This is a genomic window from Luteimonas sp. AC640a (assembly GCF_979256585.1).
The window spans coordinates 520,905-545,307 of the sequence record NZ_CEEDOV010000010.1; the positions used below are offsets into that span (position 1 = coordinate 520,905).

22 protein-coding genes are annotated in these 24,403 nt (G+C 68.8%); 15 read left to right on the forward strand and 7 right to left on the reverse strand.

Translation table 11 applies throughout. The annotated features are described in order from the left end of the window. The first annotated feature begins 93 nt into the window (after positions 1 to 93). Positions 94 to 561, forward strand: coding sequence for a manganese-binding transcriptional regulator MntR (gene mntR / locus ACZ9YD_RS11390; RefSeq protein WP_465075326.1), 468 nt, complete (start codon positions 94 to 96; stop codon positions 559 to 561). Between the two features lie 34 nt (positions 562 to 595). Here mntR and ACZ9YD_RS11395 read toward each other — a convergent pair whose 3' ends face one another. From ACZ9YD_RS11395 to ACZ9YD_RS11405, 3 genes are all read right to left on the reverse strand, one after another. After that, positions 596 to 1,264 carry a class I SAM-dependent methyltransferase gene (locus tag ACZ9YD_RS11395; RefSeq protein WP_465075537.1) on the reverse strand — a complete coding sequence of 223 codons (669 nt, stop codon included), beginning with the start codon at positions 1,262 to 1,264 and terminating at the stop codon, positions 596 to 598. A gap of 237 nt (positions 1,265 to 1,501) precedes the next feature. Further along, a complete protein-coding gene (locus ACZ9YD_RS11400) occupies positions 1,502 to 1,651 on the reverse strand; it encodes a hypothetical protein (protein WP_465075327.1) in 150 nt (49 codons plus the stop codon). A gap of 710 nt (positions 1,652 to 2,361) precedes the next feature. Continuing rightward, positions 2,362 to 3,255: a fructose bisphosphate aldolase gene (locus ACZ9YD_RS11405; RefSeq protein ID WP_465075328.1), complete on the reverse strand. Its 894-nt coding sequence runs from the start codon at positions 3,253 to 3,255 to the stop codon at positions 2,362 to 2,364. A gap of 175 nt (positions 3,256 to 3,430) precedes the next feature. Between ACZ9YD_RS11405 and ACZ9YD_RS11410 the strand changes: the two genes are divergently transcribed. The 8 genes from ACZ9YD_RS11410 to ACZ9YD_RS11445 all read left to right on the forward strand — a co-directional run bounded on the left by ACZ9YD_RS11410 (position 3,431) and on the right by ACZ9YD_RS11445 (position 11,350). Then, the gene (locus ACZ9YD_RS11410; RefSeq protein ID WP_465075329.1) at positions 3,431 to 4,438 is read left to right on the forward strand and encodes a methionine ABC transporter ATP-binding protein; all 1,008 of its coding nucleotides are present in this window, start codon (positions 3,431 to 3,433) and stop codon (positions 4,436 to 4,438) included. After that, a complete protein-coding gene (locus ACZ9YD_RS11415) occupies positions 4,435 to 5,112 on the forward strand; it encodes a methionine ABC transporter permease (RefSeq protein WP_465075330.1) in 678 nt (225 codons plus the stop codon). The genes ACZ9YD_RS11410 and ACZ9YD_RS11415 overlap by 4 nt, the downstream gene beginning before the upstream one ends. A 280-nt stretch (positions 5,113 to 5,392) precedes the next feature. After that, positions 5,393 to 6,196, forward strand: a complete 804-nt coding sequence (locus ACZ9YD_RS11420) for a MetQ/NlpA family ABC transporter substrate-binding protein (RefSeq protein ID WP_465075331.1) — start codon at positions 5,393 to 5,395, stop codon at positions 6,194 to 6,196. A 17-nt stretch (positions 6,197 to 6,213) separates the two neighbouring features. Further along, positions 6,214 to 6,567, forward strand: a complete 354-nt coding sequence (locus tag ACZ9YD_RS11425) for a hypothetical protein (protein WP_465075332.1) — start codon at positions 6,214 to 6,216, stop codon at positions 6,565 to 6,567. Positions 6,568 to 6,720: 153 nt separating this feature from the next. After that, positions 6,721 to 7,107, forward strand: a complete 387-nt coding sequence (locus ACZ9YD_RS11430; RefSeq protein WP_465075333.1) for a hypothetical protein — start codon at positions 6,721 to 6,723, stop codon at positions 7,105 to 7,107. A gap of 92 nt (positions 7,108 to 7,199) precedes the next feature. Next, positions 7,200 to 7,604 carry a DUF2946 family protein gene (locus tag ACZ9YD_RS11435; RefSeq protein ID WP_465075334.1) on the forward strand — a complete coding sequence of 135 codons (405 nt, stop codon included), beginning with the start codon at positions 7,200 to 7,202 and terminating at the stop codon, positions 7,602 to 7,604. Between the two features lie 111 nt (positions 7,605 to 7,715). Further along, a complete protein-coding gene (locus ACZ9YD_RS11440; RefSeq protein ID WP_465075335.1) occupies positions 7,716 to 9,947 on the forward strand; it encodes a TonB-dependent receptor in 2,232 nt (743 codons plus the stop codon). Positions 9,948 to 9,949: 2 nt separating this feature from the next. Continuing rightward, positions 9,950 to 11,350: a PepSY-associated TM helix domain-containing protein gene (locus ACZ9YD_RS11445; protein WP_465075336.1), complete on the forward strand. Its 1,401-nt coding sequence runs from the start codon at positions 9,950 to 9,952 to the stop codon at positions 11,348 to 11,350. 12 nt (positions 11,351 to 11,362) lie between these two features. On the opposite strand, the gene ACZ9YD_RS11450 is transcribed toward ACZ9YD_RS11445, so the two are convergent. From ACZ9YD_RS11450 to ACZ9YD_RS11460, 3 genes are read right to left on the reverse strand one after another with little or no spacing between them, the layout of a single operon-like run. Beyond that, a complete protein-coding gene (locus tag ACZ9YD_RS11450) occupies positions 11,363 to 11,527 on the reverse strand; it encodes an oxidoreductase-like domain-containing protein (RefSeq protein WP_465075337.1) in 165 nt (54 codons plus the stop codon). A 26-nt stretch (positions 11,528 to 11,553) separates the two neighbouring features. Beyond that, positions 11,554 to 12,420, reverse strand: coding sequence for an acid phosphatase (locus tag ACZ9YD_RS11455; protein ID WP_465075338.1), 867 nt, complete (start codon positions 12,418 to 12,420; stop codon positions 11,554 to 11,556). Position 12,421: 1 nt separating this feature from the next. Next, positions 12,422 to 13,396 carry a transaldolase gene (locus ACZ9YD_RS11460; RefSeq protein WP_465075339.1) on the reverse strand — a complete coding sequence of 325 codons (975 nt, stop codon included), beginning with the start codon at positions 13,394 to 13,396 and terminating at the stop codon, positions 12,422 to 12,424. A 190-nt stretch (positions 13,397 to 13,586) separates the two neighbouring features. Here ACZ9YD_RS11460 and ACZ9YD_RS11465 point away from each other — a divergent pair, with 190 nt between their 5' ends. Further along, a complete protein-coding gene (locus ACZ9YD_RS11465; RefSeq protein ID WP_465075340.1) occupies positions 13,587 to 14,309 on the forward strand; it encodes a response regulator transcription factor in 723 nt (240 codons plus the stop codon). Positions 14,310 to 14,383: 74 nt separating this feature from the next. Here the strand turns inward: ACZ9YD_RS11465 and ACZ9YD_RS11470 are convergent, their stop codons facing one another. After that, positions 14,384 to 15,748, reverse strand: a complete 1,365-nt coding sequence (locus ACZ9YD_RS11470; RefSeq protein WP_232136343.1) for a sensor histidine kinase — start codon at positions 15,746 to 15,748, stop codon at positions 14,384 to 14,386. A 162-nt stretch (positions 15,749 to 15,910) separates the two neighbouring features. Here ACZ9YD_RS11470 and ACZ9YD_RS11475 point away from each other — a divergent pair, with 162 nt between their 5' ends. The 5 genes from ACZ9YD_RS11475 to ACZ9YD_RS11495 all read left to right on the forward strand — a co-directional run bounded on the left by ACZ9YD_RS11475 (position 15,911) and on the right by ACZ9YD_RS11495 (position 24,377). After that, positions 15,911 to 19,486 (forward strand): YadA-like family protein, encoded by a 3,576-nt coding sequence (locus ACZ9YD_RS11475; RefSeq protein WP_465075341.1) that lies wholly within the window; start codon positions 15,911 to 15,913, stop codon positions 19,484 to 19,486. A gap of 47 nt (positions 19,487 to 19,533) precedes the next feature. Next, positions 19,534 to 21,486: a S8 family serine peptidase gene (locus ACZ9YD_RS11480; protein WP_465075342.1), complete on the forward strand. Its 1,953-nt coding sequence runs from the start codon at positions 19,534 to 19,536 to the stop codon at positions 21,484 to 21,486. Between the two features lie 113 nt (positions 21,487 to 21,599). Next, on the forward strand, positions 21,600 to 22,898 hold the full coding sequence (locus ACZ9YD_RS11485; RefSeq protein ID WP_465075343.1) for an amidohydrolase: 1,299 nt from the start codon (positions 21,600 to 21,602) through the stop codon (positions 22,896 to 22,898). A 167-nt stretch (positions 22,899 to 23,065) separates the two neighbouring features. After that, positions 23,066 to 24,082 carry a 3-oxoacyl-ACP synthase III gene (locus ACZ9YD_RS11490; RefSeq protein WP_465075344.1) on the forward strand — a complete coding sequence of 339 codons (1,017 nt, stop codon included), beginning with the start codon at positions 23,066 to 23,068 and terminating at the stop codon, positions 24,080 to 24,082. 43 nt (positions 24,083 to 24,125) lie between these two features. Beyond that, positions 24,126 to 24,377: a hypothetical protein gene (locus tag ACZ9YD_RS11495; RefSeq protein ID WP_465075345.1), complete on the forward strand. Its 252-nt coding sequence runs from the start codon at positions 24,126 to 24,128 to the stop codon at positions 24,375 to 24,377. Positions 24,378 to 24,403 lie beyond the last annotated feature (26 nt).

The window sequence follows — 24,403 nt, forward strand, 5'->3', positions numbered from 1 at the left end:
GGCGCGCGGGCGTTGACGCACGCGGGTCGCAGGGCTGCCTGATCGGCGCGCGCGATCGGTCACAATATGCACGCTGCCATCGGGACCCCTGCCATGACCGCTCGAAAGAAGGCCGCCGCCCAGGCCGCGCGCGACGCCGGCCTGCCGGACGCGGAGGTCCACGTCGAGAATTTCCGCCAGGTGCGCGAGGCGCGACGGGTGGAACTGGTCGAGGATTACGTCGAACTGATTTCCGATCTGCTGGCCACCACCGGCCGCGCGCGCCAGGTCGACATCGCCGAACGCTTGGGCGTCGCCCAGCCCACGGTCGCACGCACGCTGCAGCGCCTCGTGCGCGACGGCCTGGTGCTGCAGAAGCCCTATCGCGGCGCGTACCTGACCGATGCCGGCGAGACGCTGGCCCGCGCCAGCCGCGTGCGGCACCAGACCGTCGAATCCTTCCTCGTCGCGCTCGGCGTGCCGCCCGACATCGCACGCCGCGATGCGGAAGGCATCGAACATCACGTGAGCCCGGAAACGCTGGCGGTGTTCGAGGCGTTCGTCGGCAAGTCCAACGCCTGAGCGACCCGACGTCCGTCGCGCGCGTCAGACACGCTCAGGCATAAGCCACCCAGCCTCTGAACGTCAGCGCTGCGTAGAACAGGGCAGGCCGCTTGAATCCCGCTTCTTCCAGCAAGGCAACTTCGCAGTCCGGGGACAGCGTCGGCAAGCGCTCCGCGACCGTGTCGGCGCGCGCGTTGGCGCTGTCGTCCGACTCGCCGTTGCTTGCCGCAAACGCGGCCCATCTGCGGAACCAGGCGCGCTTCTCGTCGGGATCATCGGAGACGCTGTGATGCGCAATGACGAGTGGCGCACCCGGTTTGAGACGCCGCTTCAGCGCGCGCAATGCGTGCAGGCGTTCGTCCCGCGACAGGAAGTGCAGCGTGAGCAGACACGTGGCGCCATCGAACGCGGTCTCCGGCGCGGCATCGATATCACCCTCGACCAGCTCGACGCGGGAGGCGAGCGGTCCCAGTAGGCGCGTGGCGAGCGCGAGCATCTCGGACGACGGATCGACTCCGGTAAACGTCCAGTCAGCACTCGCACCAGCGAATGCCTTGAGCTCCATGCCGCCGCCCGCGCCGAGCACCAGTACCTGTCCGTGCGATGGCACGTGCTCGTCGAGCAGAACGTGTGTCATCCGGTGGAGCGCATGCACGCCCGGCACCTGGCGCACGAGATTGACGGCGTACTGCGACACCGCAGCGGGATCGGAAAAGGACATGGTGGGCCGATGATTCAGAAGATCGGCCTTTAACGTAACATATGATGTTTCTTGAAACCCAGTCACAGCGTTGCGCTGTGGAAGCCGCGTCGTATCTACAGTGCAGTTGCAGCGTCCACTGCGCCTGACAGCGCCACGCCCAACGGTCGCGGCTGGAGACCAGAACGGGTTGCTGACAGGCCAGACACCGCAGGCGGATGCCATCGGTGATGCCGCGCAGGAACAGACGTAGGCCTTTCAGGAGAACGTCGGAAACGCCTGGAAGCGCGCGTCCTCGCCGACATAAGGACTGCCGGCCAGTCGTGGCGACACTGAGCGACCATCCGGCTGCGCAGGCGTTTCCGAGCGCTCGTCGGGCGTCCGTGCAAGCGCGAGACCTGGAATCATGGCGCGAACAGTGCGAGCGCGGTTTTCGTCGGAAGATCCAGGCGGGACGAGAGAGCCCGCCCCACGGCAAGCGTCAATGATGTCGCGCGTGCGGCGCATGGCGCGCCCTCGCACGCGGGCGCATACGCCGCGCAACGGACTGCGGAGAGCCAGATTCAACGCATATGCCACGTGCGACGTCAGACACCGCGTTGAACATTGCACCCGTCAGCTCGCCCGACGGACAGCAGATGCGGTCTTGAATCGCAATCGCGAGGCCGGACGTGGATCGCCAGAGGCGTACGCGCCGTGTCGGATACGTTCTTCATCTTCGAACGGACGCGAAGACGATGGAGTGCCCACCTTCGGGCGACGGACCATGTAATGAGTGACGAATACCGGCTGTGACATCAGGTGATCCTTCAGGCGTGTGCCGCGATGGATCCAACCCTATGACCGCGTCGCGCAACCCGCGGTGTAATCAGCCGCCTCACGCCCTCGACATTTATCCACACTTCGGGGTTGTCGAGAACAGTGCCGTTCCAACACACCACTTGCTAACGATCGCGGCACATTCGTTCACGCGGTCGCGCCGCGCGCTTCACACGGTGCTGATGAACGATCCACGCATCGCTTCCGGACCGGGTGCAAATTCCTACACATGCCGCGCCTTACAACAAAAAAGCCGGCGCAGATGCGCCGGCTCTTGATGAGCTCACTGACGCTGCGTATCAGGCGACCGACGCGCGATAGATCGACTCGATGGCGGTGTCCAGCGACGCATTGAATGCGTCATCGCTCTGCTGCGCGCTCAGGCCTTCGGTCAGCGCGCGGCTGAAGCTGGCGACGACACCGGGGTTCTTCGCCAGACGTGCATTCGCGTCATCGCGCTTGTAGCCGCCCGACAGCGCGACGACCTTCAGCACGCTCGGGTGTTCGACCAGTTCGCGGAAGAAACCGTCGACTTCCGGCAGGGTGAGCTTGAGGATCACCGGCGTCGCCGGGGCCACGTTGTCGAGGCGCTCGAGCAGGCCCTGCTTCAGCGTGGTCTCGATGTCGGCCTTGTCGGCGGAATTGATGTCGACTTCCGGTTCGATGATCGGCACCAGGCCAGCGTCGAGCACCTGCTGGCCGAGTTCGAACTGCTGGTCGAGCACCGCGGCGATGCCGGCGGCGTTGTTCTGCTTGATGACCGAGCGCTCCTTGGTGCCGAACACGCCCTTGGCCTTCGCGCGTGCGAGCAGGTCCGACAGGCCCGGGATCGGCTTGAGCAGCTGCACGCCGTTCGCCTCGTCTTCCAGACCCTTGTCGATCTTCAGGAACGGGACGACGCCCTTGACCTGCCACAGGTATTCGGCGGCGCCCTGGCCTTCGAACGCATCATCGAGCGTGCGCTCGAACAGGATCGCGCCGAACACGCGCTCGCCGCTGAAGGCGGGGCTGGTGACGATGCGGGTGCGCATCGCATGGACGAGGCCGAACATCTCCGCGTCGTTCGCGTACTCGGCTTCCTCGATGCCGTAGAGCTTCAGCGCCTTGGGCGTGCTGCCGCCGCTCTGGTCGAGTGCGGCGATGAAGCCCTGACCCGACTTGATCCTGTCCAGCTGTTCCTGATTCACGGCCACGTGCGTACGTCCTATGCGATCGGTGCGAGACCCGGGGCCGCGATGATACCGCCCCGCGCCACGTGGGGCGTTCGGCGCGGCGTTTGACGGATTTCGGGACACTGGGGCCGCATGCTTGAAACGCTGCCGCCGCGACGCCCTGCTAGGCTGCCCGGCCGCCCGCAAGCCCATCGCCGTGATCCGTTTCGAAGGCATCCACAAGTCGTATTCCGCCGCCGGGCGCGAGGCCGTCGCGCTGCATCCGCTCGATCTCACGATCGAGGCCGGCGAGGTGTTCGGCATCGTCGGCCATTCCGGTGCGGGCAAATCCACGCTGCTGCGATTGATTAACGGACTGGAGACGCCGAGTGGCGGGCGCCTGACCGTCGACGGCCAACGCCTCGACACGCTCGATGGCGACGGCTTGCGGACCTTGCGCCGCCGCGTCGGCATGATCTTCCAGCACTTCAATTTGCTGTCGGCCAAGACCGTCATCGACAACATCGCGTTTCCGCTGCGCCTGGCCGGCGTGTCGAAAGCGCAGGCGCGCACGCGCGCGCAGGAACTGCTGGTGCGCGTCGGACTCGAAGCGCATCGCGACAAGTATCCGGCGCAGCTCTCGGGCGGCCAGAAGCAGCGCGTCGGCGTGGCGCGCGCGCTCGCGACGGAGCCGAAGATCCTGCTCTGCGACGAGGCCACCAGCGCGCTCGATCCGCAGACCACCGCCTCGGTGCTGCAGCTGCTCGACGGCATCAACCGCGAACTCGGCCTGACCATCGTGCTGATCACCCACGAGATGGATGTCGTGCGCCGGGTCTGTGATCGCGTCGCCGTGCTCGATGCCGGGCATCTGGTCGAAAGCGGCCCGGTGACCGACGTGTTCCTGCATCCGCAGCATCCGACGACGCGGCGCTTCGTGGCCGAATCAGAAGACATCGACGAGGGCGCGCAGCACGACGACATCGCCCATGTCGAAGGTCGCCTGCTGCGGCTGACCTTCACCGGCGATGCGACCTGGCAGCCGCTGCTCGGCCGCGTCGCGCGCGAGACCGGTATCGACTACACCATTCTTTCGGGACGCATCGATCGCATCAAACGCCTGCCCTACGGCCAGCTGACGCTGGCGGTGACCGGCGACCGCTTCGACGCCGCCGCGCGCAGCTTCGCCGACGCCGGTGTACACGTGCAGGAGGTGCCGCGATGAGCGCGCCACTGCTGCCCAACGTCGATGCCGGCAAGTGGGTCGAGATCGGCCAGGCCACGGTCGACACTCTGCTGATGCTCGCCGGCTCGCTGCCGCTGACGCTGCTGATCGGCCTGCCGCTCGGCGTGCTGCTCTACCTCACCGCACCGCGCCAGCTGCACGCGCGCCCGGTGCTGTACGGCGGGCTGTCGCTGGTGGTGAACCTGCTGCGCTCGGTGCCCTTCATCATCCTGATGATCGTGCTGATCCCGATCACGCTCAAAGCCATGGGCACATCGCTGGGCGTGCGCGGCGCGATCCTGCCGCTGGTCGTCGGCGCGGCGCCGTTCTACGCGCGCCTGGTCGAGACCGCATTGCGCGAGATCGACCGTGGCGTCGTCGAAGCCAGCCTCGCGATGGGCGCGACCACGCGCCAACTGGTCACGCGCGTGCTGCTGCCCGAAGCGCTGCCGGGCCTGATTGCCGGCGCCACGGTGACGACGATCGCACTGATCGGCTTCACCGCGATGGGTGGTGCGATCGGTTCCGGCGGTCTCGGTGATCTGGCGTATCGAGACGGTTATCTTCGCTCGCGGACGGACGTGGCCATCGTCACCGTCGTCGCGCTGCTGGTGATGGTGCAGGTGCTGCAGATGGTCGGCGACCGGCTGGTGGCGCGGTTCACGCGGCGGTAGGGCGACGCTTGAAGCCCTCCCCCGCGACGCGGGGGAGGGTTGGGTGGGGGCGAAGCTACAGGCCTCCATGTCATCGGATCCGAGCGATGGCACGGAAGAACTTTCCTGCAGCCGGACGGCTCGCCCCCATCCCAACCTTCCACCCGTAAAGGGCCCAATGCCCCGCAAGCGGGGGAAGGCGCGGTCTGCTTCCCCACCACACACTGATTTCCACCCCCGCACTCGATCCCCACGCGCAGACCCCGATACTGATCGGCCCCTTCGCTTCACCGGATCCGACATGGCCCTGCTGCCCCGACTCGCCACTGCCGCCCTGCTGCTGTCCGCACTCGCCGGTTGCGGTGGTTCCGGATCCGGCGCGAATGGCGAGCGCCTGACGATTGCCGCGACCGCGGTGCCGCACGCCGAAATTCTGGAAGTGGTGAAGCCGCTGCTCGCCGCGCAGGGTGTCGATCTGCAGGTGCGCATCTTCAACGACTACGTGCAGCCCAACGACCAGGTCGCGCAGGGCCAGATCGACGTCAACTATTTCCAGACCGAGCCCTACCTCGACGCCTACAACCGCGACCGCGGCACCGATCTGACGACGCTCGCCGGCGTGCACATCGAACCCTTCGGTGCGTACTCGCGTCGCTACACCTCGCTCGACGCGGTGCCGGATGGCGCCGACGTGGTGATCCCCAACGACCCGAGCAACAACAGCCGTGCGCTGATCCTGCTGCACCACAGCGGCGTGATCACGCTGAAGGATCCGGACGACGCACTCGCCACGCTGCGCGACATCACCGCGAATCCGAAGAACCTCAAGTTCCGCGAACTCGATGCCGCGATGCTGCCGCGTGTACTCGACCAGGTGGACCTCGCGCTGATCAACACCAACTACGCGCTCGACGCCGGTCTCGATCCCGGCAAGGACGCGCTGGCGATCGAAGGCCAGGATTCGCCGTACGTGAACTTCCTCGTCGGCCGCCCCGACAAGCGCGACGACCCGCGCGTGCAGAAGTTGATTGCCGCGCTGACGGGCGAGGAAGTGCGCAGCTTCATCCAGACGCAGTACCGCGACGCGGTGATTCCGGCGTTCTGATCGATCGCAGCGCACGCATGACCGCACACGAAGCCCCGCTGCAGACGATCACGGTCACGCGCGAGGCGGTGTGCTCGGCGGACGACCAGATGAACCCGCTGACCGTGGCGGTGCCGTTGCCCGATACGGCACCGCTCTCCGCGCTCGTCGACGCGGTGTTGGCGCAGCATTTCCTGCAGTTTTCGTCGTCGCATTCGACAATCACCGGCGTGGCATCCGGCGTGGCGATCGTGCGCGTGCATGCAGGGCTCTTCGGCAAGCGTGCGGAATTTCTGGTTGCGCCGCATACGCCAGTGCGGGAATGCGTGCCGCAGGGTCTGATCGATTTCGCGTGGGTGCGTGGCGGCAGCCGCCCGGGCACGACCGGCTGATCGCGAACGCACATCGCGCCGGCTTGGGCGGCAGGCGTACAGTCCACAAAACCGCCCGCGGGCGGATCGAAGGAGCCGCCGATGCGCCTGCCAGTCGTTCTGCTCGTTGTGTCACTCCTCGGGGCGTGCGCCCCCATGTCGGAGACCCGCCCGATGTTCACGCCTGCCGATTTCGCCCATCTGCGTTTTCTCGAAGGTCGCTGGGAGGGGACCGGTCCGGATGGCGCGCCGTTCTACGAGCAATACAGCTTTCCGTCGCAGACCGAGATGCGGTCCACGCGCTACGGCGATGCGACGTTCGCGCAGGCCGAAGATGGCAGCGTGGTCGCGCTGCACGCGGGCCGTGTGACCTCGACCTGGATGACCTTCACCTGGGAAGCCGTCGAACTGGTGCCCGGCAAGGCGTGCTTCGAGCCGCTGCAGGCGCCGAGCGCGTTCTGCTGGGAACGCCTCACCGCGGATACCGCGCAGGTCACCCAGCGTTGGACCGATGCGGCCGGCCAGGCGCAGCAGTACGTGGTGCCGCTGCGTCGACTCTGACGCCGGTCGCCAATGCGGGTGCGACGATCGGTCGCGGCCTGCAGCGCGCGCATCGTCGTCTAGTTGCGTGCATGCCCGAATAGACTGTGCCGATGATCGCCGGCCGCCGGTTCCAGCACGCATTCGCCTGGCTGTCGCTGACGGCCGTGCTGCTGCTCGCGTTGCTGCCGTCGATCGGACGCATCGCGCATGCGCACGACGGCGCGCCGCGCATGATCCTGATGGAGATGTGCACGATGGGCAGCGACACGCTGATCAGCATCGTCGATCCCCACAGCCTGCTTGACGATGCGCCGCGCCCGGCACCGTCGGCGCATGTCGACATGCAGGACTGCGGCTACTGCCCGCTGCTCGCCACCGCAATGCTGGCGGTGTTGTGGTTCGCGATCGCGCGCCTGCTGCATGTGCCGCAGCGCGCGCGCGTCGTGCACGCGTTCCGGCTGGTCGAACGCCATCCCTGCGGACTCGGCTCACGCGGCCCGCCACTCGCGGCCTGAGCTGAGCTGCGGCGACCGCTCCGGTCGTCATTTTCCTGCGATGGCCGCGCGTGCGCGGCGTCGCCCGTGCGCGCGTGCCCATGCCGCGCCGCACCCGCACTGGATGCCCACATGTTCCGTTCCGCAATCGCCCGGCCTGCACCGGCCGACACCCTGTTCCGTACAACCCCCGCGATCTCCCTGCTCGCCAGTCTGATCGCCGCCGCAGTGGTGGCGCCGGCATTCGCCCAGTCGTCGACAGACGCCACACACCAGGCGACCACACTCGACACCCTGCAGGTGCAGGGCCAACGCCTGCGCACGCTCGACGCGCCGCAGGAGACCGGCAGCCGGCTCGGCCTGTCGCAACGCGAAACACCGGCATCGCTGCAGGTGATCGGCCGCGAGAAGATCGCCCGCAAGGGCGCGCGCACCACGCGCGAAGTCTTCGAACTGGCCGATGGCGCGATGGTCGGCAACGTGCCCGGCAATCCAGCCGTGGTGACGTTGCGCGGGTTCAGCGGCAACACCATCTCGGTGCTGCACGACGGCGTGCGCATCGGCGCTTCGACCTTCGTGACGCGCGATGTCGACACCTGGGGACTGGAACGCGTCGAAGTGCTGCGCGGGCCGGCGTCGGTGCTCTACGGCGAGGGCACGATGGGCGGTGCGATCAATCTGGTCTCGCGTCGGCCGAGCACGGAGGCGCAAGTGATCGACGCCATGCTCGGGTTCGGCAGCTTCAATACCCGCCGCGCCGGATTCGGCATCAACCAGCCGCTGTCGGACACGCTGGCGCTGCGATTCGATGCCAGCGGCCTGCGGTCCGACAGCCTCTACGACATCGAACACAACCGGGTCGAGATGTCCACGCTGTCGACCAGCGTGGCGTGGACGCCGCATGATGCGCTGTCGATGCTGCTGTCCTGGCAGCACGCCGAGGACGACAGCACCGGCACCTATCAAGGCTCGCCGATGGTCGCGCTCGAGGACGCCATCACACCCTCGCGCGTCGTGCGCAGTGCGAACGGATTGGTGATCGACGCAGCCACGCGCCGCGTCAACTACAACCCGATCGGCGCGCACACCGGCGCACGCAGCGACCTGCTGCGGTGGAACGTGGCGATGGATCTCTCCTCTGGCTGGCAGCTCCGCAATGATGTGGCCTGGTATCAGGCGGATCGTGACTTCGTCTATTCCGACGACTGGCTCTACAACCGCGGCACCGGTCAGTACGCGCGGGGGGCGCAGCGCGTGTTCCACGATCACCGGTTCTGGAACGAGCGCCTGGCGCTGTCCCATGACGGGCCGCTCGGCGGCCGCCGCAACCGGTTCACCGCGGGCGTCGAACTCAACGGCACCGACTTCGTCAATCCACGCCAGAGCGGCAGCACGACGCCGGTCGCGCCGGTCGATCCGGAAGTAGGCGTATTTTCCGGTGCGGATTCGCCGGTGTACACCAGCGACCAGCTGTTCCGCACCGATCTGCGCACGCGCGCGGTGTTCGTCGAGAACGCGTTCAATCTCACGCCGCGCTGGCTGCTGGTCGGCGGCCTGCGCTACGAGCGGATCGATCTCGAGCGCAGCATCGACAACCGCATCACCGGTGCGACGACCACCTTCTCGCCGCGTTATTCGCCGCTGTCGTGGCGCGTGGGCAGCGTGTTCGATCTGCGCGACAACGTGCAGCTCTACGGCCAGTTCTCCACCGCGGCCAGCCCGGTGTCGAGCCTGCTTACGATCCAGACCGCGTCGGGCATCTTCGATCTCACTGACGCGACGTCCGCCGAAGTCGGGACCAAAGCGGATGCCTGGAACGAACGCCTGTCGCTGACCGCCGCCGCATACCGGATCGAACGCGACGACATCCTGACCCGCGATCCGGCGGATTCGTCGATCAGCGTGCAGGGCGGTCGCCAGTCTTCGCAGGGGCTGGAACTGTCGGCGGACCTGCAAGCCACGCGCGGGCTGCGGCTGGAGTCATCGGCCACGTGGGGACGCGCGCGCTTCGACGAGCTGATCGAAGCCGGCGGCGTGGACCGCCGTGGCAACCGTCCAAGCAACGTGCCCAACGGCACCGCGACGCTCGCAGGCACCTACCGGTTCGCGAGCGTGCCCGTGTCGATCGGCGCCAGCGGCCATCACGTCGGCGGCTTCTATACCGACACCGCGAACACGATCTACGTCCGCGGCCGCACCACGTTCGATGCCTGGGCGAGCTACGACTGGAGCCGCGCCTCGCTGGCGCTGCGCGTGCGCAACCTCGGCGACGCGCTCTACGGCGAGTACTCCGGCTATCCGGCCACCCACGTCTATCTCGGCGCGCCGCGCAGCGTCGAGATGACCCTGCGCACGCGGTTCTGACGATGGCCCGTCTTCCGAAGTCTGCAGATGCAGGCGATCGCTACCGGCTGTTCTGGCGCTGGCATCTGTACGCCGGCCTGTTCGTCGCACCGTTCCTGGTCATCCTCGCGATGACCGGCGCGGTGTATCTGTTCAACGACGAACTCGACGATGCGCTCTATCCGGAGCTTCGCTTCGCACCAGCGCCCTGGTCGGAGCGTGTTGCGCTCGCGGCGATGATCGACACCGCCGAGGCCGGCGTCGACGACGCGACCGCGACGCGCATCGATGTGCCCAGCGATCGCACGCGCAGCGCGCGCGTGCATCTCAAGACAGCAGAGGGCGACACGCGAGTCGCTTTCATCGATCCCGGTAGCGGCGCACTGCTGGGCACGCTGGCCCCGGCGCGCACGCTGGTCGGCATCGCGGACCGGCTGCACGGCTCGCTGATGCTCGGCACCTTCGGTGCTTACGTCATGGAACTCGCCGCGTGCTGGGCGGTGCTGTTGATCGTGTCGGGTCTGTATCTGGGTTGGCCACGCGACGGCCGCCGCGCGTGGCGGGCGTTGTTGCCGAACCTACGCGCACGCGGCCGCGCGTTCTGGAAGTCGCTGCACGCCGCGATCGGTCTGTGGGTCGCGTTGCTGGTGCTGTTCCTGATCTTCACCGGCCTGCCGTGGGCGGCGTTCTGGGGTGGTTGGATCCGCGGCGGCGCGGAACTGATCGGCGAAGGCTATCCACCGGTGTATCGACGCTACGCCGCGGTCGACGCACCCGTCGTCGGCATTGATTTCAACGATGTGCCGTGGACGCTGCAGCAGGCACCGTTGCCACCGGTCTCGCCGGACACGCATCACGGCCATCACGGCGCACCGGGCCCGCAGGCCGGCGCGGCGCGCGCATGGACACCGAATGGACTGGAACGCGCGATCGCGCACGTGCGGAGCGCAGGCACGCAGGATGATCTGCGCGTGTTCCTGCCCGCCGACGCGCGCGGCGCGTTGATGGCCTACACGTATCCGGATCGTCCGCAGGGACAGATCACCTACCACTTCGATCGCGACGGCGCGCTGCTGGTCAGTGCCGGTTTCGCCGACTACGGCCGCGTGGCGCAGGCGATCGAGCTCGGCGTGCAACTGCATATGGGCAACTACTTCGGCCGCGCGAACCAGTTGGTCATGCTCGCGGCGTGCATCGGTGTCGTGGGCCTGGCGGTCAGCGGCCTGGTGATGTGGTGGCGCCGGCGGCCCGTCGGACGCATCGGTGCACCGCGGACCGCACGACCCACACCGACGCGCGTGTTGTTCGCGCTGATCGTCGCGACCGCGCTGCTGCTGCCGCTGCTCGCGCTCTCGATGGTCATCGTGTTCGCGTTCGACCGCTGGGTCCGGCCGCACATTCATGCGTTGCGCTGGCTCGACTGAGCCGGCGCCGGATCAGTCTTCGCCTGGATGCCGTGCGCGCCACGCCTTGAGCTGTTCGCGGTAGTACTGCACATCCTCGGCGTAGCTGTCGTGCACGCACACCGCGCAACCGCTGTCGCAGCAGTCGCTGGGCAACGGCGCTTCGGGCGGCTGTGGACGCGGGTCGGGCGCGGGCACGTCAAGAGCAGGCAGGTCAGGCACCGTCAGTCGCGTGCGTCGGCGGCCGGGATCGGCGACTGCCGCAGGCCGAGGGTTTCAGAGTCGCAGTGCGCGGGGGTCGCACCCGCTGCGCGCTGCGCGGCGATCTCGTCGCGTGCGGCGTCGAGATCGCTGCGGAAGTCGGGCGATGCCTGCAGACGCGCGAACGTCGCCGCGCCGACGCGTTCGCCTTCCACGATGTCGCTGTGCCAGTGCAGGTTGCAGACCAGCCGGCTTTCGCCGAACGCGCGGCCGCGCTGCAGCAATGCGTCGCTGCGCTCGGGCGCGAGTTCGACCAGCATCAGCGTCCACGCCCAGCCGATCGCAGTGTGGCCCGACGGATACGACGCGCTGTTCGTCAGCCGTGGCATGTCTTCGGGCGTGCACACGGGCGCCGCATTGCGCACGAACGGACGGCCGCGCTGCCAGTGATCCTTCGCTGCGCGGCCCGCATTCGATGCATCGGCGAGGCTGCGACGCAGCAATCGCACGAGGTGTGGCGTGCGCGCGGCACTGATCTCGACGCCGAGCGCGCAGGCGAACAGCGGCTCGGCCGCCGGAAACGTCAGATCGGCATCGACCGTGGCCTGCCGCCAGCGCGCGGTGTCGTGCAGCGCGAGACTGCGCGCCGCGATCGCATCGTCATGTGCCTGCGCAGCCGAGCCCGGTGCGGGCGGCGCCGGCAGCAGCACGCGACTGTCGAATGCGGGCGCATCGAGATACCCGATCGTCACGCCGGGCCGGCTTTCCGGCACCACCACTGCATTGGCGGGTGCGGACGCCTCGCGCGCGGGCAGCGCGCAGGCGACCAGCACCGACAGCAGCGCGCCGCACGCGGCGACGCGCACGCCATCCCGCACACACCGTTGCATGTCAGCGGGCCTGCAGGCGCTGGGCGATGGTCGCCCGCAGTGCGTCCAGATCCTTGGCGAACGCGGCGATGCCGTCACGCAGCTTCTCGGTCGCCATCGGATCGGCAGCGAGATCGGCTGCATAGCGCGCGGCATCAACGGGCGGCGCGAACGCACCATCGTCGTCGCCGGCCTCGAGCTTGCGCGGCAGGTCGCCGTGCTCGGCGTCGAGCTTCTCCAGCAGGTCCGGCGCGATCGTCAGGCGGTCGCAACCGGCCAGCGCCTCGATCTGCGCGGTCGAACGGAACGAGGCACCCATGACAACGGTCGGCGAACCGCGACGCTTGAACTCGGCATAGACCTCGCGCACGAAGCGCACGCCCGGATCGTCATCGATCGTCGCCGGCGTGTCGCCGCGCGCGACGTGCCAGTCGAGGATGCGGCCGACGAACGGCGAGATCAGGAAGACACCGGCCTCGGCGCATGCGATCGCCTGGGTGCGGTTGAAGATCAGCGTCAGGTTGCAATCGATGTCCTCGCGCTGCAGCTCCCGCGCGGCGCGAATGCCTTCCCAGGTTGCGGCGATCTTGATCAGCACCTGCTCGCGCGAGACGCCGGCGTCCTGGTACATATCGATGAACTGGCGCGCCTTGGCGACCGTCGCCTCGGTGTCGAACGACAGGTCGGCATCGACCTCGGTCGACACCCGGCCCGGCACCAGGCTGGAGAGCTTGCGGCCGACGCCGACCGTCAGGCGATCGACGACCACGCGCGCGATCGTGTCGATGTCGCCTTCCAGATCCCGTGCCCGCTCGAGCTCGCGCTCGACGAGATCGGCGTAGATCGGCAGGTCCAGCGCCTTGCGCACCAGCGTCGGGTTGGTGGTGCAGTCGACCGGCTTCAGGCGGGCGATGGCGTCGGCATCGCCGGTGTCGGCGACGACCACGGAGAGCTCGCGCAGCTGTTCGAGTTTGGACGCGGATGATGCAGCGGACATGGACACCTCAGGGTTCGGGACGCGCGCCGCGCTTCAGGCGGGCCCGTCATTGTCGCGCCCGGCGTCGTCGAGGGCCAGCCTGACGGCGGTTGCGACATGGGCGTGATTTGGCTACAACCTCCGGGCGCGCGTTGTCGGCAGGACCGCCCGACGTGCGGCCCGTTACGCCACATGGCCAGGCCGCCCCCTCTTGACCGATCTTTCTCTGCCCATCACCGATCGCCCTCTCTGCGTCGCTCTGCTCGAGGACGACGACGTCCTGCGCGATCGCGTACTGGTGCCCGGGCTGCGTCGGCATGGTCTCGACGTGCGCCCGCTGCGCACCGCCGCCGCGCTCGCAGCGCTGTTGCCGCAGGCGCCGGTCGACATCGTGGTGCTCGACATCGGCCTGCCCGACAGCGACGGCTTCACCGTGACCCAGTCGCTGCAGGCCGCGCATCCGGGGCTGGGCATCGTGATCCTCAGTGGCCGTGGCGAACCGCCCGACCGGCTGCGCGGCCTGAGCGGCGGCGCGGATGCCTATCTGGTCAAGCCGGTCGAGATCGACATCCTCGCCGCGACGATCTTCAGCCTGGCGCGACGCCTGTCGCGCGCGCCGCAGGTGGCGGAAGAGGGTTGGCAACTGCAACCCGACGGCTGGTGTCTGTTCGCGCCGAACGGCCAGTCGATGGCGCTGACCGGGTCCGAGCGCTACGTGCTGCAGACGCTGTGGGCGCAGCGCGATCAGCTGGTCACGCGCGAGGCCATGCTCGACGCCGCGCCCGGGCGCGCGCGCGATGAAAGCGGCGCCGATCCGCACCGGCTCGACGTGCTGCTGCACCGCCTGCGGCGCAAGGTGCTCGACCGCACAGGTCTGGCGCTGCCGCTCGATGCCGTGCGCGGCGAAGGCTACGTGCTGCGCCCGGGCGGCTGAGCCCGCTCAGAATCTGTTCGATGTCCTGCTGCGCGTACCGGCTGGCGCGCTCGCGACGGACCTCGAACAGGCTCTCAGGTCACGCGCGGCAACTGCAGGGCAAAGCGCGTGCCGCGACCGGGCGTGCTGTCGACGGTCAGCGTGCCGCCGGCTTCCTGCGCCATCTCCCGCGCAACAGCGAGACCCAGACCCGTGCCTTCGCCGGCCGGCTTGGTGGTGAAGAACGGCTCGAACGCCTGACGCATCACCTCGGGTGGCATGCCCTGACCGGTGTCGGTGACGACGATGCGCGCCCAGCCGTCGCCGGTGTCGCGCAGGGTGACGCCGAAGCGACCGCCACCGGGCATCGCATCGCGCGCGTTCGCGGCGAAGTTGAGCATCACCAGATCGAGCTGGCTGCGATCGAGGAACACCGGTACCGGCGTGTCGGGCAGATCGAGCACGACATCGACGCGGCCGTCGAACAGCTGCCGCAGCATCGGCACCAGGTCGGCGAGCGCCTGCGCCGCGTCAAAGCGCGCCGGCACCGCGAGTTCGCGGCGGCTGAAGCTCAGCAGTTTGCGGCTGAGCGCGATGCCGCGTTGCGCGGCGAGTTCGATGCCTTCGAGTGCATCGCCCATGCGTCGGGCATCCGGCTCTGGATCGAAATCGAGTTCCTCCAGGCGATGCCGCTCGGCGGTGTAGCCGACGATCGCGCCGAGCACGTTGTTGAAATCGTGCGAGACGCCGCTCGCGAGATGGCCCACCGATTCGATCTTCTGCATGTGCAGCATGCGTTCGCGCATGCGCTCGCGTTCGATCATCTGCTCGCGCAACTGCTGGGCGCTGCGTTGCGCTTTCCACAGGGTTTCGCGCAGCGCGGCCACGGTGCGGTCGAGCACAATGGCGATCATCAGGTAGCTGAAAGCCAGCGACGGCAGGTTCTGGAAGGCGCCGCCGCTGCGCGCCGGGCCGAGGCCCCATGGACTGGCCATGCCGAGCGCGAACACGACCGGAATGCAGGCGTAGACAATCCACAGCGCGCGCCGCCCGATCACCAGCGCGGCCGTGGTCAGCATCACCATCGGATACGGATCGAAGGCCTGCAGCTGGTAGCCGAACGCGATGTTCGCCGCGACCGCGCAACTCATCAGGATCGTCAGGAACGCGGCGATGCCCTGACGCAGGCGACCGCGACGGATCATCCAGACCGCGAAGAACGCCGCGCCGGCGATCGCGACATCGGTGCCGAGATCCACGAACAGCCGCGGCCCGGTCATCGAGATGTGCCCGCTCAGCAGGTGATAACCCTTGTTGAGCGGAATCTCGAAGCCGAGGAACAACAGCAGCACTTGCAGCGCGGGCGCATTGCGGCGATCGACGGGATCGGAGATCGGCACCCGGCGCAGCCATGCCGCCAGGCGACGGCCGGGGGCGACGAGGGGCGACGCGTGCGACATGGGGATGACGTGTCCCGGGGCGACGCCCCGACTGCAGATGAGAGTCGAGTGTAAGTCGGAGGAGAGTTCCGGTGCATTGAGCGACCGCCATCGCAACGGCTTAGATCGAGGACCCAGCGCCTGTCACGGCGCCGTCATCCCGCCGCAACCGGAAGCCAGACGATGTCCACGCCGCGCACCCTTTCATCCCGTCTCACCGCCCGGCGCACGCTGCGCCCCGGCCTGCTGTCGGCGGCCCTGCTGCTCGCCCTGTCGGGTCATGCCATCGCCGCGCCGCAGGCGGCCCCCGCGCCCGTCGCGAGCGCCGCGTCCGACGCAGCGCCCGCCGACGAGGCCGAACACACGGACGACGCCGACGCAGCCGACCCCGACGCCGATGTCGATGCGGTCGCCTACGACCGTGTCGTCGAGGCGTACTCGCTGGACGCGGCCGTGTCCTATTTCGCCGTCAACGGCGCACAGGACGGCAGCGACGATGCCAGCGCCACCGGCGCGCGCTCGATCGCAGCCGGTCCGCGCGCCGATGCGAGCGGCGGCGATGCCGTCGCCATCGGCAGTCGCGCACGCTCCACCAATTCGGCGTCCATCGCCATGGGCGACAGCTCGCTCGCCAGCGCCACCGGCGCGATCGCCATCGGCGGCACGTTCTTCGGCAGCGAGTTCGGCGAGTCCGACGGTGCGCAGGCCACCGGTTTCGGTGCGATCGCATTGGGCGCAGCGACTGAAGCCAGCGGCGGGACGTCGACGGCGCTCGGCTGGTCGTCGCGTGCGACCGGCAACGACGCGGTCGCCGTCGGCGCGACGGCTTATGCCGAAGCGGATGGCGCGATCGCGATGGGCCGCGCGGCGACGGCTGACGAGATCGAAGCCGTCGCCATCGGCTACGGCGCGCGTGCAACCAATTTCGGCGCGATGAGCCTGGGCGCCTACGCGAACGCCAGCGGCTTCGCGGCGCTGGCCTTCGGCAGCGACGCACGCGCGCCGGGTGACGGCGGCATCGCAATGGGCGACGGCGCCCTCGCAGCCGGCCAGCAGAGCGTGGCGATCGGCGCCAGCAACGGCGGCGTGCCGACCCAGGCCAACGGCCTCGGCAGCACGACCGTCGGCGCGGCGTCCTGGGCGCTGTCGGATTACGCGACCGCGATCGGTTTCGACAGCCATGCGGATGCGACGCGAAGCCTCGCTGCAGGCGCCAATGCGCTGGCACTCGCGAGCGAAGCCAGCGCGCTGGGTGCCGGCAGTTACGCGAGCGCCGAGTACGCAACCGCGGTCGGCGCGACATCGGCCGCCTGGGGCATTGGTGCGACCGCGATCGGCAGTGGCGCATTCGCGCTCGAGGAAAACAGCCTCGCACTCGGCTACAACGCCAGCGCGACCGCCATCAACAGCGTCGCGCTCGGTGCGGCGTCCGTCGCCGATCGCGACAACGTGGTGTCGATCGGCAGCGTCGATGGCGAACGCCAATTGGTGAATCTCGCCGACGGCGTGGATGCGACCGACGCCGTCAACAAGCGCCAGCTCGACGCGGTGATCGCCGCGGGCAGCGAGGCGCAGGCCTACTTCTCCGCAAATGGCGCGGGTGACGGCAGTGATGTCGCCAGCGCTGCAGGCGCACGTTCCATCGCGGCCGGTCCGCGCGCCGATGCGAGTGGCGGCGATGCCGTCGCCATCGGCAGTCGCGCACGCTCCACCAGTTCGGCATCCATCGCCATGGGCGACGGTTCGCTCGCCAGTGCCACCGGCGCAATCGCCATAGGCGGCACGTTCTTCGGCAGCGAGTTCGGCGAATCCGACGGCGCGCAGAGCACCGGCTTCGGATCGATCGCGCTGGGTGCGGCGACGACAGCCACCGGCGGTACGTCGACGGCGCTGGGCTGGTCCTCGCGTGCGACCGGCAACGATGCCGTGGCGGTGGGCGCGACTGCGTTCTCCGACGCCGATGGCGCGATCGCCATCGGCCGTGCAGCGACGACATCCGAGATCGAAGCCATCGCGATCGGCTACGGCGCGCAGGCCAGCAACTTCGGCGCGACCAGCCTGGGCGCATACGCAAATGCCACGGGCTTTGCAGCGCTGGCGCTCGGCAGCGATGCGCGCGCGACGGGCGACGGCGGCATCGCAATGGGCGACGGCGCGCTCGCCGCCGGCCAGCAGAGCGTAGCGATCGGCGCGAGCAACGGCGGTGTGCCGACGCAGGCCAACGGTCTCGGCAGCACCACCGTCGGCGCGGCCTCGTGGGCGCTGTCGGATTACGCGACCGCGATCGGTTTCGACAGCCACGCGGATGCGACGCGCAGCCTTGCAGTCGGTGCCAATGCGCTGGGCCTCGCCGAAGAAGCCAGCGCGCTCGGCGCCGGCAGCTACGCGAGCGGCGTCTATTCCACCGCGGTCGGCGCGACCTCGGCAGCCTACGGCGTCGGCGCGACTGCGCTCGGCAGCGGTGCGTTCGCGCTGGAAGCCGGCAGCCTCGCACTCGGTTACAACGCCACCGCGACCGGCATCAACAGCGTCGCGCTGGGCGCGTCGTCGGTATCGGATCGCGACAACGTGGTGTCGATCGGCGACGTCGGCAGCGAGCGCCAGCTGGTCAACGTGGCCGACGGCGTACTCGCGACCGACGCGGTCAACAAGGGCCAGCTCGACACCGCGATCGCGACGGTTGGCGGCGACGTCGGCGTGCTCGATGCGTCGGCGGTGAAGTACGACGACATCGTCAGCAAGGATTCGGTGACGTTCGCCGGTGCAGGCGGCACGGCGCTGCGCAATGTGGCCGACGGCGCGCTTGCGGCCGGCAGTCTGGACGCGGTCAACGGCGGCCAGGTGTTCGGCGTCGGCACCGCGTTCGCGCAGGCGCTGGGCGGCGGCGCGGCGATGACGGCGACTGGCTTCACCGGTCCGTCGTACACGATCCAGGGCAGCAGCTTCGGCTCGGTCGGCGCTGCTTTCGGCGCCGTCGACAGCCAGTTCGATGCGATCCGCGCACGCTTCGATGCAATCGGTAACGGTGGCGGTAACGTGCCGGTCGGCACTGGCGATGGTCTGGCGATCGGCAGCGGCAGCGTCGCGACGACCGCCGACAGCACTGCGGTCGGCAGCGACGCGCAGGCTGGCAGCGGCGGCACCGCGATCGGTGCGGGTGCAGTTGCGAGCGCCGATGGTTCGGTGGCGATCGGTCAGGGCTCGGTCGCCGATGCGGCGAACACGGTGTCGGTGGGCAGTGCGGGCAACCAGCGCCGCGTGACGAACGTCGCCGACGGCGTGGCCGTGAGTGATGCGGCGACGGTCGGCCAGGTGCAGAGCAGCGCCACCGCCAGCCGCACCTACGCCGATGCCGGCGACACACGCACGCTGGCCGACGCGAAGGCGCATGCCACCGCCGGCGATACCGCCACGCTCAACAGCGCGCGCAGTTACACCGACGACGTGTTCGCACGCGCGCTCAACCGCAGCGATTTCGACGCGTTCCGCAGCAGCGTCGACGACCGCTTCCAGCGGGTCGATCGTCGCGTCGACAAGATCGGCGCGATGGGCACGGCGATGTCGCAGATGGCGGTCAACAGCGCAGGCCTGTCCGGCGCCAACCGCATCGGCGTGGGCGTCGGCCAGCAGGGCGGCGAAGAAGCCCTGGCGGTCGGCTACCAGCGCGCGTTCCGTGACAACCGCGCCAGCGTCTCGATCGGCGGCTCGATGTCCGGCTCCGAAAGTTCGGTCGGCGTCGGCGGCGGCTTCAGCTGGTAACGACAGGCACCTCTTTTCTTCCATCCCATCTTCCAGGAATCGCACCCATGTCCCTGTCTTCCCGTGTTCTCCGCCGTGGCCTGCTGGCCGCCGCGCTCGGCGCCGTCGTCGCACCCGCCCTCGCCGCATCGCCGGCCGCGCCGCTGTCGGTGATGTCCACCGCCGATCCCGAAGCACCGCGCGTCGCCTATGACGGCCTGCTGGTGACCTACAAGGCCGGCACCGCCGAACGCCGCAATGCGACCACCGGCGCGGCGACGATGCAACGCATCCTGCGCGCACCGGCCACGGCGTCGCAGTTCAATGCCACGCATCGCGCCGCCGCGCCGGCACTCGCATCGACGCGTCGTCTCGCGATCGGCGCCGATCTGGTGCGTCCGAACCGCCGCTTGTCCGATGGCGAACTCGACACGCTGATGCGCACGCTTGCTGCCGATCCCTCGGTCGCGCACGTCGAACCCAACCGCTACTGGCAGCGTCTGCGCACGGTGCCCGCGGCGACGGCGGCAACCCCGAACGATCCCGGCTTCAACGTGCAGTGGCACTTCCGTGCACCCGACGGCACGCTCGAAACGCTGGCGCCGGATCCGGGCTATGCGAACCGCGGCGGCATCGACATCCTCAACGCCTGGCAGTACGGCCGCGGCGCGGGCGTGGTGGTCGCAGTGCTCGACACCGGTATCCTGGCCCACCCCGATCTCGACACCTCGCTGGCCGACGCCGGTTACGACTTCATCAGCGATGCACTGAACTCCGGCCGCGCGACCGATGGCCGCGCACCCGGCGGCTGGGACACCGGCGACTGGAATACCGAAGACCGCTTCCTGGCCGACAACGGCGGCTGCGTCTTCCCGGGCCAGCAGACCAACAGCAGCTGGCACGGCAGTCATGTCGCGGGCACGATCGCGCAGATCACCGGCAACGGTGTCGGCATGGCCGGCGTCGCACCCGACGCGAAGGTGTTGCCGGTGCGCGTGCTCGGCCATTGCGGCGGCACCACGGCCGACATCGCCGATGCGATCGTCTGGGCCTCGGGCGGCAGCGTGCCGGGCGTGCCGGCCAACCAGAACCCGGCCGAGATCATCAACATGAGCCTCGGCGGTTTCGGCGTCTGCGAAGCCGACAGCGCCTACGGCCAGGCGATCGCCTCGGCCCGCCAGCGCGGCACGACCGTCGTCGTCGCGGCAGGCAACAGCAACAGCGATGCTTCGTCGTTCACGCCGGCCAGCTGCCCGGGCGTCATCAACGTGGCCGCGACCGGCATCTCCGGTGCACGCGCGGTGTACTCGAACTTCGGCGCCAACATCGCGCTGTCGGCGCCGGGTGGCGGCGTGTATCCGAACGACGCCACCAGCGGCCCGACGGCACGCACCGGTTTCGTGTGGTCGGCAGGCAACCGCGGACTGACCACGCCGGGCGAGTCGGCCTACGTCGGCCAGGCCGGCACCTCGATGGCGGCCCCGCACGTGGCAGGCGTCGCGGCGCTGGTGATCAGCGCGGCGATGCAGGCTGGACGTCCGGTGCCGACACCGCAGGAAATGCGCGAGATCCTGACCCAGACCTCGCGCGACTTCCCGGTGCGTCCGCTGCGCCAGATCGGCGTAGGCATTCTCGATGCCGCCAAGGCCGCCGCGCGCGGTGCCGGCAATGCAGCCGGTGGTGATGAGCCGACCGCGATCCGCATGGCGAAGACCGTGCCGGTCAACGGCATCTCCGCAGCCGCAGGTGCCGGCACGCTGTATCGCATCGACGTGCCGGCCGGTGCGCGCAATCTGCAGATCCGCACCTACGGTGGTCGTGGCCAGGCGAAGCTGCTGGTACGTGTCGGTCGTTCGCCGGCGCTCGATGGCAGCAACGCCGCGCTGACGTCTTCGCGCCCGGGCACCACGCAGAGCGTGCAGGTGACGATTCCGCTCAACGACAGCTACTTCGTGCGCGTCGTCGGCGGCACCGGCGGCTATCAGGGCGTCAGCGTCATCGCTACCTACTCGGGCCAGTAAGCCCAGCGCGACACGCGCGGCGGCGAATCGTCGCGCGTGTCTGCACTTCCACTCGCCTGCGGCATCCGTGTCGCAGGCGCTAGCATGACGGGCCCTCCATCTGGACCGCCCCCATGCGCATCCGACTCCATTCGCTGCCACTCGGTCTCGCACTCGCGATGGCCTGCGCCGCTTCGGCTGTAGCCGCCGCGCCCGACGCGGCACTGACCCAGAAGCTCGTCGACTGGCGTCGCGATCTGCACCAGCACCCCGAACTCGGCAACCAGGAAACGCGCACCGCCGACGTGGTGGCGAACCATCTGCGCAGCCTCGGTCTGGAACCTCGCACCGCCATCGGTCCGACCGGCGTCGTCGCCGTGCTCAAGGGCGGCAAGCCCGGCCCACGCATCGCATTGCGCGCGGACATGGACGCGCTGCCCGTCACCGAACAGACGGGCCTGCCCTTCGCCTCGACCACCCGTGCGACCTATCGCGGGCAGGAGGTCGGTGTGATGCACGCCTGCGGCCACGACATGCACGTCGCGATCCTGATGGGCGTGGCCGAAGCGCTGGCCGGCATGCGCGAACAGCTCGCCGGCGAAGTGGTCTTCATCTTCCAGCCGGCCGAGGAAGGTCCGCCGGAACCCGGCGAAGTCTTCGGTGCCAAGCGCATGCTCGACGAGGGCGTGTTCGACGATGGGAAGCCGGACGCGATTCTCGGCCTGCACGTGTGGGCGGGCCTGCAGACCGGACAGATCGGCTTCCGCAGCGGGCCTTCGCTGGCCAGCGCAGACGAGTGGTCGCTGACGATCACCGGCAAGCAGACGCATGGCTCACGGCCGTGGGATGGCGTCGATCCGATCACGGTCGGCGCGCAGGTACTGCTGGCGACGCAGAGCATGCTCGCGCGGCAGATCAATACGGTGAACGCGCCGGTGGTGCTGACTGCCGGCCAGTTCCAGAGCGGCGTGCGCTTCAACATCATTCCCGACGACGCGCGTCTGGTCGGCACGCTGCGCACCTACGACGACGCCGTGCGCGCGGATGTCATCGCGCGCTTCGACCGCATCGCCACCGACTATGCGCATGCAGCCGGAGCGACCGCGAAGCTCGATGTCGTCAACAACGCGCCGGCCACGGTCAACGATCCCGAACTGGCGCGCCGCGTGCTGCCGTCGCTACAGGCCGCGGTGGGCGCCGACAATGTCGTCGAGATGCTGCTGGTGACGGTGGCCGAGGATTTCTCGCAGTTCGCCAACGTCGTGCCCGGCGCGTATTTCTTCGTCGGCACCACGCCCGCGGGCCAGGATCCGGCGACGATGCCGATCAACCACTCGCCGCATTACGCGCCCGACGAGGCCGCGCTGGCGGTCGGCGTGCGCGCGATGCTGCGCACGACGCTAGATCTGCTGGGCGCTGCACCACAGGGCTGAGCAGGCGCCCGATCCGGTTCCACGCAAGCGCCGCGGATCGCGTGGAACCGGCGCGAAACCCGTCGCGCCGCGGTGTGCGCCGGGTTTTGCGTGAGCCCCCCGTCATGCGTCACCCCGCCGAAGCGGGTAATCTATGCGGCTCCTTTGCCAGATCCGGCGCCCAGCCCATGCTCTTCAAGAACGTCGCCATCGCCGGCCTCGCCCATGTCGATGCGCCGAACCGCGTGACCAGCGACGACATCAATGCAAGGTTGAAGCCGACCATCGACCGCCTCGGCATCAAGACCGACGTGCTCAAGGACATCGCAGGCATCCATGCCCGTCGCCTGTGGGGCGACGAGGTCCAGGCCTCGGACGCCGCGACGATGGCCGGCCGCAAGGCGCTGGACGACGCCGGCATCGACGTCGGCAAGCTGGGCCTGCTGGTCAACACCTCGGTGAGCCGCGATTACCTCGAGCCGTCCACCGCCAGCATCGTCGGCGGCAACCTCGGGATTCCGGACACCTGCCAGAACTACGATCTGGCCAATGCCTGCCTCGCGTTCGTCAACGGCATGGATGTCGCCAGCCGCATGATCGAGCTGGGCGAGATCGACTACGCGCTGATCGTCGACGGCGAAACCGCGAATCTCGCCTACGAGAAGACCATCGAACGCCTGCTGCGCCCGGAGACGACCGAAGACGATTTCCGCAACGAGCTGGCCACGCTGACCCTGGGCTGCGGCTCGGCGGCGATGGTGCTCGCACGCGCCGACCTGCTGCCCGACGCCCCGCGCTACAAAGGCGGCGTGACGCGTTCGGCGACCGAGTGGAACACCCTGTGCCGCGGCAATCTCGACCGCATGGTCACCGACACCCGCATGCTGCTGATGGAAGGCATGAAGCTGGCGCAGAAGACCTTCGTCGCCGCGCGCGAGGCGATGGGCTGGGTGGTCGACGAGCTGGACCAGTTCGTGATCCACCAGGTCAGCAAGGTGCACACCGGCGCCTTCATCCAGTCATTCGGCATCGACCCGAGCAAGGTCCACACGATCTTCGGCGAGCACGGCAACATCGGTCCGGCCTCGGTGCCGATCGTGCTGAGCAAGCTCAAGGAACTCGGCCGCCTGAAGAAGGGCGACCGCATCGCGCTGCTGGGGATCGGTTCGGGCCTGAACTGCACGATGGCCGAGGTCGAGTGGTAAGCGCTACGCTTCGCTGATCCACCGCCCATTGCAAGGACGCCCGATGCCGCACCGACTTCCCGATCACCTGCAGCTGGCGCTGGCCGCGATTCCGGCCTTCGTCGACGACGGCCGTCTGTCGCTGGACGAGCTCGACCATCTGCTGGGCCTCGCCCTGCGCGATCAAGTCATCGATGCCGACGAGACGCGCGTGCTCGGCAATATCCTCGACCGCGCGGAGCGCGATGGCGTGGATGCGGACGTGCTGGCCCGCATCCAGCAGGTGCGCAGCGCACACGGTTTGACGTCGGCCTGATCGTAAACACCGCCGCAACGAAAAAA